This is a genomic window from Geodermatophilus sp. URMC 64, from assembly GCF_053502555.1.
In genome coordinates this window covers 4,413,593-4,426,396 of record NZ_CP199955.1, presented here as the reverse complement: position 1 = coordinate 4,426,396, position 12,804 = coordinate 4,413,593, and the positions used below count along the sequence as shown (strand labels likewise).

At 74.4% G+C, this 12,804-nt stretch carries 11 protein-coding genes; 6 read left to right on the top strand and 5 right to left on the bottom strand.

The window, feature by feature from the left end; translation table 11 throughout:
* Nucleotide 1 precedes the first annotated feature (1 nt).
* Together ACWIYF_RS21530 and ACWIYF_RS21525 are read left to right on the top strand one after the other, a co-directional pair.
* Complete coding sequence (locus ACWIYF_RS21530; protein ID WP_448624862.1) at nt 2-1,294, top strand: ATP-binding cassette domain-containing protein; 1,293 nt, start codon at nt 2-4, stop codon at nt 1,292-1,294.
* 30 nt (nt 1,295-1,324) lie between these two features.
* A complete protein-coding gene (locus tag ACWIYF_RS21525) occupies nt 1,325-1,699 on the top strand; it encodes a hypothetical protein (RefSeq protein ID WP_448624861.1) in 375 nt (124 codons plus the stop codon).
* A gap of 144 nt (nt 1,700-1,843) precedes the next feature.
* On the opposite strand, the gene ACWIYF_RS21520 is transcribed toward ACWIYF_RS21525, so the two are convergent.
* Together ACWIYF_RS21520 and ACWIYF_RS21515 are read right to left on the bottom strand one after the other, a co-directional pair.
* On the bottom strand, nt 1,844-2,593 hold the full coding sequence (locus ACWIYF_RS21520; protein WP_448628783.1) for a DUF4190 domain-containing protein: 750 nt from the start codon (nt 2,591-2,593) through the stop codon (nt 1,844-1,846).
* A 202-nt stretch (nt 2,594-2,795) separates the two neighbouring features.
* Complete coding sequence (locus tag ACWIYF_RS21515) at nt 2,796-4,070, bottom strand: alanine racemase (protein WP_448624860.1); 1,275 nt, start codon at nt 4,068-4,070, stop codon at nt 2,796-2,798.
* 79 nt (nt 4,071-4,149) lie between these two features.
* Here ACWIYF_RS21515 and ACWIYF_RS21510 point away from each other — a divergent pair, with 79 nt between their 5' ends.
* Nucleotides 4,150-5,535 (top strand): D-arabinono-1,4-lactone oxidase, encoded by a 1,386-nt coding sequence (locus ACWIYF_RS21510; protein WP_448624859.1) that lies wholly within the window; start codon nt 4,150-4,152, stop codon nt 5,533-5,535.
* 85 nt (nt 5,536-5,620) lie between these two features.
* On the opposite strand, the gene ACWIYF_RS21505 is transcribed toward ACWIYF_RS21510, so the two are convergent.
* From ACWIYF_RS21505 to ACWIYF_RS21495, 3 genes are all read right to left on the bottom strand, one after another.
* A complete protein-coding gene (locus tag ACWIYF_RS21505) occupies nt 5,621-6,373 on the bottom strand; it encodes an ANTAR domain-containing protein (protein WP_448624858.1) in 753 nt (250 codons plus the stop codon).
* Between the two features lie 211 nt (nt 6,374-6,584).
* Nucleotides 6,585-7,475, bottom strand: coding sequence for an oxidoreductase (locus tag ACWIYF_RS21500; RefSeq protein ID WP_448624857.1), 891 nt, complete (start codon nt 7,473-7,475; stop codon nt 6,585-6,587).
* 69 nt (nt 7,476-7,544) lie between these two features.
* Complete coding sequence (locus ACWIYF_RS21495; protein WP_448624856.1) at nt 7,545-8,726, bottom strand: zinc-dependent alcohol dehydrogenase; 1,182 nt, start codon at nt 8,724-8,726, stop codon at nt 7,545-7,547.
* A gap of 311 nt (nt 8,727-9,037) precedes the next feature.
* On the opposite strand from ACWIYF_RS21495, the gene ACWIYF_RS21490 reads away from it, so the two are divergent.
* The 3 genes from ACWIYF_RS21490 (at nt 9,038) to ACWIYF_RS21480 (ending at nt 12,716) form a co-directional block, all read left to right on the top strand.
* Entirely contained in the window at nt 9,038-10,621 is a 1,584-nt protein-coding gene (locus ACWIYF_RS21490) for a M23 family metallopeptidase (RefSeq protein ID WP_448624855.1), read from the top strand.
* Between the two features lie 152 nt (nt 10,622-10,773).
* The gene (locus ACWIYF_RS21485; protein ID WP_448624854.1) at nt 10,774-11,697 is read left to right on the top strand and encodes a cation diffusion facilitator family transporter; all 924 of its coding nucleotides are present in this window, start codon (nt 10,774-10,776) and stop codon (nt 11,695-11,697) included.
* A 56-nt stretch (nt 11,698-11,753) separates the two neighbouring features.
* Complete coding sequence (locus tag ACWIYF_RS21480; RefSeq protein ID WP_448624853.1) at nt 11,754-12,716, top strand: cytochrome c oxidase assembly protein; 963 nt, start codon at nt 11,754-11,756, stop codon at nt 12,714-12,716.
* Nucleotides 12,717-12,804 lie beyond the last annotated feature (88 nt).

Sequence of the window (12,804 nt, the reverse complement as noted above, 5' to 3'; positions counted from 1 at the left end):
CATGGAGACCGACGACGAGCCGGCCCAGATCGCCTACGCGCACGCCCTCGCCCAGTGGGGCGACGCCGGCGGCTACGAGGCCGAGGTCACCTGGGACACCGTCACGGTCGCGGCGCTGGGCGTGCCCTACGAGCGGTGCAAGTACCGCGAGCTGTCCACGCTCTCCGGTGGTGAGCAGAAGCGGCTCGCGCTCGAGGCGCTGCTGCGCGGCCCCGACGAGGTGCTGCTGCTCGACGAGCCCGACAACTACCTCGACGTCCCCGGCAAGCGGTGGCTGGAGGAGCGGCTGCTCGAGACCCGCAAGACGCTTCTGTTCGTCAGCCACGACCGCGAGCTGCTGGCCCGCGTCGCCGACCGGGTGGTCACCGTCGAGGGCGGGACGGCGTGGGTGCACGGCGGCGGGTTCGCGACCTACGCCGAGGCGCGGACGGCGCGGCACGAACGGCTGGCCGAGCTGCGCCGGCGTTGGGACGAGGAGCACCAGCGGCTGATCGACCTGGTCCGCACGCTGCAGCAGCAGGCGGCCAACTCGCCCGACATGGCGTCGCGCTATTCGGCGGCGCAGACGCGGCTGGCCAAGTTCGAGGCGGCCGGGCCGCCGCCGGACCGCCCGCCCGAGCAGAAGGTGGCGATGCGGCTGCGCGGCGGCCGCACCGGCGTCCGGGCGGTCATGGCCGAGCAGCTGGAGCTGACCGGGCTCATGCAGCCGTTCGACCTCGAGGTCTGGTACGGCGACCGGGTCGCCGTCCTGGGGGCCAACGGCGCGGGCAAGTCGCACTTCCTGCGGCTGCTCGCCGGGGACGACGTCGCGCACACCGGCGGCTGGCGGCTCGGCGCCCGCGTCGTCCCGGGGTTCTTCGCCCAGACGCACGCCCACCCCGAGTGGTCCGACCGCACCCTGGTCGACCTTCTCTGGCACGGCGAGCCGGGGCGGCCGGGCGTCGACCGCGGCCGGGCGATGGCCGCGCTGCGCCGGTACGGCCTGGCCGAGTCGGGGGACCAGCTGTTCCGCACCCTGTCGGGCGGGCAGCAGGCGCGGTTCCAGATCCTGCTGCTGGAGCTCTCCGGCGCGACGCTGCTCCTGCTCGACGAGCCCACCGACAACCTCGACATCCTCTCGGCCGAGGCGCTGGAGGAGGCACTCGCCGCGTTCGACGGCACGGTCCTCGCCGTCACCCACGACCGCTGGTTCGCCCGCTCCTTCGACCGGTTCCTCGTGTTCGGCGCCGACAGCAGGGTGTACGAGTCGGCCGAGCCGGTCTTCGACGAGACCCGAGTCCAGCGCGCCCGTTGACTGTCAGGCTGACCTGACAGATGCTGAGGCATGGACGTCGAGGAGCTGGAGCGGCGAGTCACGCTGACGGCGGCCGTCGCCCGGTTCGAGGAGCTGCGGCTCCGCGACTCGCTGGACGAGCCGCCGCTGAGCCACGACGAGGCGCTGGAGCTGCTGGCGCTCGGGGAGGTCATCGCCCGCAAGAGCGGCTACGGGCGCCAGCTCGCCGTCCGGACCGCGCGGGCGCGCGGGGCCTCGTGGGCGGCGATCGGCTCGGCGCTCGGGACCACCCGGCAGTCCGCGTGGGAGGCGCACCGGCGCTGGATCGACCAGCAGGCCGCCCAGCACGGCACCGCCGGCGAGATCGGTTTCGACGCCGACGAGACGGCGGCCGCCCGCTCCCTCGCCGGCGACAAGCCCCGTTGATCATCGGCAGGTGGCTGCCCCCGCCGGCGTGCCGGACAGCCACTCGCCGATGGTCAACCGGCGCGGCGCCCGGAGCGGGTCGTCAGCGACCGCGCCGCCGGCCCGACCCGAACGGGAAGGACCGGCGGCGCGAGGAACTGCGGGTCAGCTGAGCGCGAAGTACACGCGCTCCGACGAGTCGAAGGAGACGGTCGGCTCGACGGAGAGCTGTCCGCCGTCGATGGCGGCCGGCGGCACGTCCATGCAGAACTGGAAGGTGTCCGCTCCACCGCTGTTCAGGGTCGGGGCGTCCATCGCATCGTCGGGCAGGGTCGCCATGCACTCGCTGTCGCTGTACTGGCGGGCGTCGCTGCCGTGGAAGACCGCGGTCAGGTCCCAGCCGGGCGTGCCCTCCTCGGCGCCGAGGTAGGTGGCGCTCAGCTGGGCGATGACGTACTGGCCGGTCGGCGGCTCGTTGAACTGGTTGGCGGCCGCGACGGTCGCGTCGGCGTTCAGCTCGACCGCGTCGACGGTCACCTCGTAGTCGCCGATCTGGACGGGGACGCCGAGCGGCACGACGTCGGCGGTGGCGTCGACGTCCTCCTCGATGACCGGCTCGGCGCCCTCCGCCGGGGCCACCTCGGACTCCGCGATGGCCTCCTCGAGGCCCTGCGTGGCCTCGTCGATGGCCTTCACGAAGAGCATCTGGGTCAGGATGACCAGCACGATCGCGACCACCGAGGTCACCAGACCGGTGATCGCCGGGCCCTGCCCGCCGTGCGTGCCGCGGCGGGCACGGATGAGCGCGGGGATGCCCAGGCCCAGTCCGACGACCGCGACGACCGCGGCGACGTTGTTGATGATCGGGATCCAGCTGAGCAGCAGCGCCACGATGCCGAGCACCATCGACGCGATCGCCAGGCCGGCACCCTTCTTCGGCGGCGGCCCGAAGGTCGGCGGGCCGTACGCCGGCTGACCGTAGGTCGGCGGACCGTACGACTCGGACGGGGCCGGGGCGGGACACGTTCACTCCTCGAGGGGCGGTTCGATACGGACGGGACCGTATGCGTTCGTATCGGCACCGCCGGGGCCTCGCGGAAGACGCGGGGAACCGGCCTCACCACCCGCCCCTCCGCCCCCGCTGATGCGCGGGCGTCGCGTCAGCCGAAGGCCTGGCCTCGCCGCGGTAGGTGGGGACGGCGTCGACCACGGCGTCGCCCTCGACGAGGTGCAGCGCGTCCACGTGCTCGCACAGCTCGCCGGCCTTGGCGTGCCGGAACCACACCCGGTCGCCGATGCGCAGGTCGTCGGCCGCCGGTCCGCGCAGCGGGGTCTGCACCTCCCCGGCACCCTCGGCGGGCAGCAGCCGCAGACCGGCCGGGTGCGTGGGAACCGGCACGCGGTCGGCGCCCGGCGGCCCCGAGGCGATCCAGCCGCCGCCGGCCACGGTGACCAGCCCCGGCGCGGGGCGCCGGGTCACCGGCAGCGCGAACAGCGCCGCGGGCCGGCCGCGGAAGGCGCGGTAGCCGTCGAACAGGCCGGGGGAGTAGAGCCCCGAGCCGGCCGCCACCTCGGTCACGGCGTCCTCGACGGCGGTCCGCTCGAGGCAGCCGGTGCCGCCGCCGTTGACGAACTCCAGTTCGGCCACCGCGAGGACGGCGGCGACCGCCTCGGCCCGCCGGGCCGCGAGCTCCCGGCCGGAGAGCCGCTGCATCGCACGGACTGCGGAGCCGCGCAGCGGCCGCCCGGGCGGCGCGTCGCCGACCCCGGCGATCTGCGCCTCGTAGGCCATGACGCCGACGAGCCGCAACCCGCGCCGCCGCGCCACCGCCCGCGCCAGGGCGGCCGCGTCGGCGGGGGAGTGCACCGGCGACCGACGCGCGCCCACGTGCACGCGGCCGCCGGCGGGCCGCCAGGAGGCGTCGAGATCCAGGCAGACCCGCAGCGCCGGCCGCGTCCCCGGAGGGACGACTTGGTCGAGCAGGTCCAGGTGCTCGGCCGAGTCGACCATCAGCGTGACGCGCGCGGCGGCCTCGGCATCGGCGGCCAGCCGGCGCAGGGCGGCGCGGTCGGCGGTCGGGTAGCCGACGACGACGTCCGGGCTCACCGGGTCGTCCCCACCGGCCAGCCAGAGCGCCTCGCGCAGCGTGTAGGCGAGGACGCCGGCGAACCCCGGCCGGGCCAGCACGCGCCGCAGGACCGCGCGCGAGCGCACCGACTTGCTCGCCACCCGCACCGGCTTGCCGCCGGCCCGCCGCACCAGGTCCCCGGCGTTGGCGTCCAGGGCGTCGAGGTCGACGACGGCGAACGGGGGATCGAGGTCGGCGGTCGCGCGGTCCAGCCGCTGTCGCTCCTCGCGCGGCGCGACCTCCGCGGGCGTCGACGTGACCATGTCCGGGCAGCGTGCTGGCTCCATCACGCCTGGTCAACCCGTTGACCCGGGGCGCCTCGCCCGTGTTGAGTGCGGCGCCGTGGAGCAGGAAGCAGGACCTGCCGGCCTGAGCGGTGAGCGCACCCGCTGGCGGAACTGGGCGGGCAACCAGCAGGCCACCGTGGACGTCGTCCGCCCCTCCTCGGCCGACGAGGTCGCCGACGTGCTGACCCGGGCCGCCGCGCACGGCCGGCGGGTGCGCCCGATCGGCAGCGGCCACTCCTTCACCGGCATCGGCCGGCCCGAGGACGTGCAGCTCCTCACCGATCGGCTGGTGGGCATCCGGCAGATCACCGACGACGGGCTGGTCACCGTCGGCGCCGGGACGCCGCTGCACCGGCTCAACGCCGAGCTCGCCCGCCGCGGCTGGTCCCTGACCAACCTCGGCGACATCGACCGACAGACGGTCGCCGGCGCCCTGGCGACCGGGACCCACGGCACGGGGGCGCGCTTCGGCGGGCTGGCCACCCAGGTCCGCGGGCTGGAGCTGGTGACGTCGGCCGGCGAGGTGCTGCACTGCGACGCCGGGCACCACCCCGAGGTGTTCTCCGCCGCGCGGATCAGCCTGGGCGCACTGGGCGTGGTCACCGCCCTGACCCTGCAGGCCGAGCCGGCGTTCGCGCTGCGCGCGGTCGAGGGCCCCGGCACCCTCACCCGGGCCCTGGCCGAGTTCGACGAGCTGATGACCGGCAGCGACCACGTCGAGTTCTACTGGTTCCCGCACACCGACGCCGTCCTGATCAAGTGCAACACCCGGGTGCCGCTGGCCGAGGGGCTCGACCCGTTGCCGCGCTGGCGCGCCGTCTGGGACGACGAGGTGCTCTCCAACGCCGCCTTCGCCGGGGTGATCGCCGCCGGCAAGCGCGTGCCGGCGCTGGTGCCGCCGCTGGCGCGGCTGTCGGCGCGGGCGCTGACCCAGCGCACCTGGACCGACCACGCCCACCGGGTCTTCGTCAGCCGCCGCCGGGTCCGCTTCCTGGAGATGGAGTACGCGGTGCCGCGCGCCGAGGCCCCCGCCGTCCTCGGCGAGCTGCGCCGCGCGCACGAGGCCAGCGACTGGCGGGAGGCGTTCCCGGTCGAGGTCCGTGTGGCCGCCGCCGACGACATCCCGCTGTCGACCGCCTCAGGGCGCGACAGCGCCTACATCGCCGCGCACGTGCCCGCGCACACCGATCCAGGTCGCTGGTTCCAGATCCTCGAGAAGATCGCCGGGGAGGTGGGCGGCCGGCCGCACTGGGGCAAGCTGCACGGCCTGGACGCCGACGTCCTCCGGCAGCGCTATCCGCGGTTCGGCGAGTTCATCGCCGTCCGTGATCGGCTGGACCCCACGGGTCTGCTGGGCAACGAGCACCTCGACCGGGTGCTGGGCCCACCGCATCAGGCAGGGCGGCCCCGCCACCCCACGGTCAGGAGTGACGGGGCCTGACCGCGGCAAACCCCCCGGGTGGGCGCCGCGGCTGCACAGGGCGCCTGCGCGGGAAGGCTGTCGGTGTCGCTGCTCGACGGCCTGGTCAGCGGACCGGCGCGGACCGGGTCCGGACGAGTGGGAGTTCGCCGGTGAGAACCAGGCGCTCGGCGATGTCGCGCACCTTGACGTTCCTGCTCATCGACACGGTGGCCAGGGCTTCGAAGGCCTGGTCGGGGGTCAGCTTGTGGCGCTCGATGAGGATGCCTTTGGCCTGCTCGATGACGGCCCGGGATTCCAGCGCGATCTGGAGGTTGTCGGCCGTTTCCCGGGCGCTGCGGTACGCCTGGACGGTTCCGGCGGCGACCGCCGCGTAGGGGGCGAACCCGGTGGCCACCGCCCGGCTGGCCTCGTCGAAGGCATGCGGCGACCGGGCGTAGATGTTCAGCGATCCCGCGAGCTGCTCCTCCCCGGCGACGGTCAGCGGAACGGCGAGCATGCTGAGGACGCCGTGCGCGGCGACGTACCGCGCATAGTCCGGCCACCGGCCGTCCGCGCGCGTGTCGCCGATCTCGACCAGGACGCCGTTGCGGGCGGTGTGCAGGCACGGGCCGTCGCCGCGGTTGTACTGCACCTCATCGAGGCCGAGGGCCAGCGGCCCGGTGTCGACGACCGTGCTCGGCGCGTCCCTGATCAGCAGCGTCACGGATGCCTCCGGGTCGCCCGGCATGACTCTCTTGGTGAGGTCGGCCATCGACTGCAGCAGGCTCTCCATGGAGAGTTCCCGCAGGGACAGCCGGCCCAGGTGCTCCAGCGCCTCGGCGGCTTCGGTGGATCGTTGGCTCTCGCTGCGGGCCACGGCGGCCTCCGGTCTGATCGATACCGGGGGGCGACCTCGGCGGCGAAGCCCGAGGTGGGCTCCGCAATGCGCCACGCCGCTGCTGGACGCAACACCGACAGCCGCGCTCCGCCGGCGTCCGGCCGAGCCTACGCGCCTTCGCCGTTCTCCGGCGCCGGTCACCGCGTCGAAGCCGAACACGCCCTCGACCAACGTGTTGGTCAGTACGTCTCTAGAGGTCGACGTCGGGGTCGCCGGTGCCGCCGATGCGGTCGAGCTCCGCGAGCTCGACCGGGCCCAGCACGCGCGCCGCGGCCCGCAGGTTCTCCTCCAGGTGCGCGATCGACCTGGTCCCCGGGATGAGCAGGATGTTGGGGGAGCGGGCCAGCAGCCAGGCCAGCGCGACCTCCATCGGCGTGGCCTCCAGGCGCCGGGCCACCGTCTCCAGCGCGGCCGACTGGATCGGCGTGAACCCGCCGAGCGGGAAGTACGGCACGTAGGCCAGACCCTCGCGGGCCAGGGCGTCGATGAGCGGGTCGTCGTCCCGGTGCACGAGGTTGTAGTGGTTCTGCACGCACACGACCGGTGCGATCGCGTGCGCCTCGGCGAACATCTGCGTCGTCACGTTGCTGACGCCCAGGTGCCTGATCAACCCCTGCTGCTGCAGCTCGGCGAGGGTCTCGAAGGGCTCGGCGAGGGATCGCTGCACCGGCGCCGCGAAGCCCGGCATCCGCAGGTTGACCACGTCGATCGCGTCGACGCCCAGCCGGTCGAGGTTGTCGCGCACCGCCTGGCGCAGCTCGTCGGGGGAGAGCGCCTCCGGCCAGTGACCGTCGGCGGTCCGCCGGGCGCCGACCTTGGTGACGATCGTGAGGTTCTCCGGATACGGGTGCAGCGCCTCGCGGATGATCTCGTTCGTCACGTGCGGCCCGTAGTAGTCGCTGGTGTCGATGTGGTCCACACCCAGCTCCACCGCCCGCCGCAGCACGGCGACGGCGCCCGCCCGGTCCGCCGGCGGACCCATGACGCCCGGGCCGGCCAGCTGCATGGCGCCGTAGCCCATGCGGTGCACCTTGTGGTCCCCGAGGGGGAACCGGCCCGACTTCTCCGCGGTGACGGTCATGCCCCGCTCCTGCCCCGGCCGGGCCCCGCCATGCGCCCGGGCCGGGAGAACCGGCCCGGGCGCCGTGCGTCACGGCTTGAGCAGCACCTTCACCGCGCCGTCCTTCTTCTCGCGGAAGTTCATGTACGCCTGCGGGGCCTCCTCCAGCGGGACGTGGTGGGTGGCGAAGCCCTCCACGCCGAGGAAGTCCTCGGCCTCCACCAGCGGCAGGATCTCGGGGATCCAGCGCCACACGTTGGCCTGACCCATGCGCAGCTGGATCTGCTTGTCGAACATCCGCATGAGCGGCAGCGGGTCGGTGGCCCCGCCGTAGACGCCGGACAGGGAGATCGTGCCGCCGCGCCGGACCGCCTCGATGGCGGTGTTCAGCGCGGCGAGCCGGTCGACGCCGGCCACCTGCATGACCTTCTCCATGATCGCGTCGGGCACGATCGCGGTGGCCTTCTGCGCGATGCTGGCCAGCGGCGAGCCGTGCGCCTCCATGCCGACCGCGTCGATCACCGCGTCCGGCCCGCGGCCGTCGGTGGCGTCGCGGACGGCGGCGACCACCTCGTCCTTCTTCGTCGTCTCGATCGTGGAGACGCCCCGCGCCCGGGCCCGCGCCAGCCGCTCCGGGACGTCGTCCACACCGAACACCTGCCCGGCGCCGAGGTGCTGGGCGATGCGCGTGCACATGTCGCCGATCGGGCCGAGCCCGAGCACCAGGACGCTGCCGCCCTGCGGGACGTCGGCGTACTGCACCGCCTGCCAGGCCGTGGGGAGGACGTCGGAGAGGTAGACGAACCGGTCGTCCGGCGGGCCGTCGGGCACCTTGATCGGCAGCGTGTTGCCGAACGGCACCCGCAGGTACTCGGCCTGACCGCCGGGCACCTGCCCGTAGAGCTTGGTGTAGCCGAACAGCGAGGCGCCGAAGCCCTGGTCGCGGTTCTGGGTCGTCTCGCACTGGGAGTGCAGGCCCTGTGAGCACATCCAGCAGGTGCCGCAGGAGATGTTGAAGGGGACGACGACGCGGTCACCGGGCTTGACCGCGGTGACCTCGGCGCCCACCTCCCGGACGACGCCCATCGGCTCGTGGCCCATCACGTCACCGACGGTCATGAACGGCGCCATGACCTCGATCAGGTGCAGGTCGGAGCCGCAGATCCCGGACGAGGTGATCTCGATGATGACGTCGGTCGGTTCCTGGATCGTCGGATCGGGAACCGTCTCGACTCGGACGTCGGCACGACCGTGCCAGGTCACTGCGCGCATGAAGGTCTTCTCCCTCGATCGGGCCCTAAAGGGGCTGTCGAGAAGGCCTCCTGCCCCTTCGTGACCCACGTCGCGCCCGGGACAGCCCCGGTGCGGCGTGTCCGTGACTCTCTGTTCGGATCTTGTTGACGGGTGGTCGAACGACATCGATGGGCCTTAGTGACGCCGCCCACGATTTGAGGGTCTATACCCACGGCGCTCAGATCACGAACAGGTCACGGCGTGTTTACATAGCTCCCGCTCGCACCGCTGCGGGCTCCACCGCCCTCTTCCCCGGGGCTTTGTCCTGTCCGCCGACGGAAGTCAGGTGCATGAGCTCGCTCGACCACGACCACCTTCTCGACGAGGCCCCGGAGCCCCGCACGCGCACCGGATCGACCCTCGCTCCAGCCGGTGGCACGCGGTCCCGGCGGCGGCCGGCCGCCCGGGCAGGGGAGAAGGCTCTGGAGAGCACCCCCGAGCCGCGCCAGCGGCAGGCGCGGTCGACCCGGGGCACCACGACTCCCCGCCGCACCGGTGGCCGCGGGTCGGCCGAGACCGCTCCCGCCCGTGCGACCGCCAAGGCGACGGTGACCAGGGCCGCGGGGGCGGCCCGGTCCGCGGCCGCGGCCACGCGCACGGCCGGCACGAAGGTCGCCGAGACCGCGAAGCCCGCCGCGGCCAAGGCGGCGAAGGTCGCCACGGTCACGGCCGCGACGGCGAAGCCCGCGGTGGCGAAGGCCGTGAAGGCGGCGACGGTCAAGGCCGCGCCTGGGAAGACCACGAAGCCCGCGACCGCGAAGCCCGCCACGGCGAAGGCGAAGCCCGCCAGGACCGCCGCGCCGAAGACCGCCGCGCCGAAGGCAGCCACCGCGAAGACCACGCCCGCGAAGACCACGCCTGCGAAGGCCGCGAGGACCAAGTCCGCGACCCCCGAGCCCGCTGCGACCCCGGCCGCCGAGGCGCCCGCCCCCCGGCCGCGGCCCCGGCCCACGCCGCGCCCGCGCCCCGCCGCGGCCGAGCCGGCGCCCGAGGTCCTCGTGGTGGCTGCCGCGGAGCCGGTCCGCGACCTCGCCGACGCCGCGTCGCTCGTCGCCGTCGAGGAGGCCCGCAGCCGCGCCGTCGTCGAGCAGCTCAGCGAGGCCCCCGCGGACGTCGTCGTCGTCACGGAGATCGCGCCGTCCACCGGCTCGGCGCCCGGCCGCTGGAGCCGGCTGCGCCGCCGTCCGGCGATGTACCTGGCCGCCGCAGTGATCGGCGCGATCGCCATCGGCGCGGTCTCTGCCGGTTCCGCCGCCCAGGCCGACCCGGTCGAGCAGCCCAGCCACTCGATGAGCGTCGCCGCCGAGCTCGGCATCTCCTCGCAGCAGACGACGCTCGCCCCCGACGCCCAGGACGCCGACCGGCTGGCCGAGCTCGCCGCCAGCCGGGCCACCCGCGAGGCCGAGCAGGACGCCGCCGTGGCGGCCCAGCAGGAGGCGGACCGGGTGGCCGCGGCGGCCATCGCCGAGGCGGCGCGGCCGAAGGCGGTCCTGCCGGTCGACGGAGCCCGGCTCACCAGCGGCTTCGGATCGCGGTGGGGCACGCTGCACGCCGGCATCGACCTGGCGGCGCCGATCGGCACCCCCGAGTACGCCGCGATGGACGGCGTCGTCCTCGAGGCCGGGCCGGCCAGCGGCTACGGCCTGGCCGTCTACATCCAGCACGAGAACGGCGACGTGACCGTCTACGGCCACATGGAGCAGATCCTGGTCGTGCCCGGCCAGGTCGTGAAGGCCGGCGACACGATCGCGCTGCTCGGCAACCGCGGCCAGTCCACCGGCCCGCACCTGCACTTCGAGGTGCACGTCGGCGGCCTCGACGGGGCGAAGGTCGACCCGATCCCGTGGCTGCGGGACCGCGGCGTCCGGATCTGAGAAAGGACCCCGTCCTCCTCACCCCTCGCAGGCTCGGGCGAGCCTCGGGACGGGGCCGACCGACGACGCCCCCGGCCGGATCGATCCGGCCGGGGGCGTCGCGCGTCGGGCACACTGCCCGGTGTGCAGCGGGCAGGGAGGGAGGCCGCCTGATGGGACACGACCACGCGGCCCACGCCCACGGCGGCACCGCCGGCGCCGCGCACCGCAGGCGGCTGCTCGTCGTCCTCGGGCTGACCCTCGGCATGCTGGTCGCCGAGGTCGTCGGCGCCGTCCTGTCCGGGTCGCTCGCCCTGCTCGCCGACGCCGGCCACATGGCCACGGACGCCGCGGGCATCGCGCTCGCCCTCGGCGCGGTGACCCTCGCCCAGCGCCCCGCCCGGGGACGGCGGACCTTCGGCTGGCAGCGGATCGAGATCCTCGCCGCCGTCGCCAACGGGCTGCTGCTGCTCGGCGTCGCCGGCTACGTGCTGGTCGAGGCGGTCCGGCGGATCGGCCGGAACCCCGAGATCGGTTCGGGGCTGATGCTCGCCGTCGCCGGCGTCGGCCTGCTGGTCAACATGGTCGCGCTGACGCTGCTGCACCGCGGCCGCGGCGAGTCGCTCAACGTGCGCGGCGCCTACCTCGAGGTGCTCGGCGATGCGCTGGGCTCGTTCGCCGTCCTCGTCGCCGGGGTGGTCATCGCCACGACGGGGTGGAGCTACGCCGACGCGCTCGCCTCCCTGGCGATCGCCGGACTCGTGCTGCCGCGGGCCTGGCACCTGCTCCGCGAGGCGCTCGACGTGCTCCTCGAGGCCGCGCCGCGGGGGGTCGACCTGGACGACGTCCGCGCGCACATCCTCGAGGTGGACGGCGTCCTCGGCGTGCACGACCTGCACGCCTGGACGATCACCTCGGGGCTGCCGGTGCTCTCCGCGCACGTCGTCGTCACCGACGATGCCCTCGAGGCCGGGCACGGCGGGCGGGTGCTCGACGCGCTCTGCGCCTGCCTCGGCGACCACTTCGACGTCGCCCACTGCACCTTCCAACTCGAAGCCGGGACGCACGCCGAGCACGAGGCGCCCGTCCACGACTGAAGCCCTCCGGTGGGACAGTGGGGGCGCACAACTGATCGGCAGGGCAGGAGGCGTCGGTGCGGCACGCGGACCACTCGGGCATGTGGATGCCCGACGAGCCGCCCACGTGGGGCCGGATGTTCCTGCCCCACCTCGACGGCTGGTCGCTGCTGGCGTTCGCGAGCGTCGTCGCACTCGTCGCCTACCTGGTCGGCGTCGTGCGGCTGCGCCGCTCGGGCGTGGCCTGGCCGTGGTGGCGGACGGCGTCCTTCGCCGCCGGCGCGGTGTCGCTGTTCGCGGTCACCGGCACGTGGCTGTCCGGCTACGGCATGGTGCTGTTCAGCGTGCACATGGCCCAGCACATGGTGCTGTCGATGGTCGCGCCGCTGCTGCTGCTGTGCGGCTCCCCGGTCACGCTCGCGCTGCGGGCGCTGCCGCGCGGCAGGGGTGCCGCGGGCGCGCCGCGGGCGCTGCTGCTGGAGGCGCTGCACAGCCGGGTCGCCCGGTTCCTCGCCAACCCGTTCTTCACGGTGCCGCTGTTCCTCGGCAGCCTCTACGGCGTCTACTTCACGCCGGTCTTCGACGACCTGATGGCCAACCCGCTCGGCCACCAGTTCATGCTGGCCCACTTCCTGGTCACCGGCCTGCTGTTCTTCGGGCCGATCCTCGGGCAGGACCCGTGGCCGCGGACCCTGGGCTACCCCGGCCGGATGCTGGAGCTGCTCGTCCCGATCCCGTTCCACGCCTTCTTCGGCGTCGCGATCATGATGGCCGGGTCGCTGGTCGTCGGGTCCTTCGCCGCGCCGCCGTCGTCCTGGGGTGTGGACCTGCTGGCCGACCAGGGCACCGCCGGCAGCATCGCCTGGTCCTTCGCCGAGCTGCCCAACGTGGTCGTGCTGGCCATCGTGTTCTTCTCGTGGGCCGGGTCGGAGGAGCGCCGCGGCCGCCGGCTGGACCGCCAGGCCGAGCGGGACGCCGACGCCGACCTCGAGGCCTACAACGCCCGGCTGCGGGCGATGGCCGCCCAGAACCGCGGCTGAGCGTCGGCCCGCCACGATCAGCCCAGCTGATCCCCGCGCGTCCTGGCTCACGGTGCGAGGTGAGCCAGGACGCGTTGCGGTGAGCTGA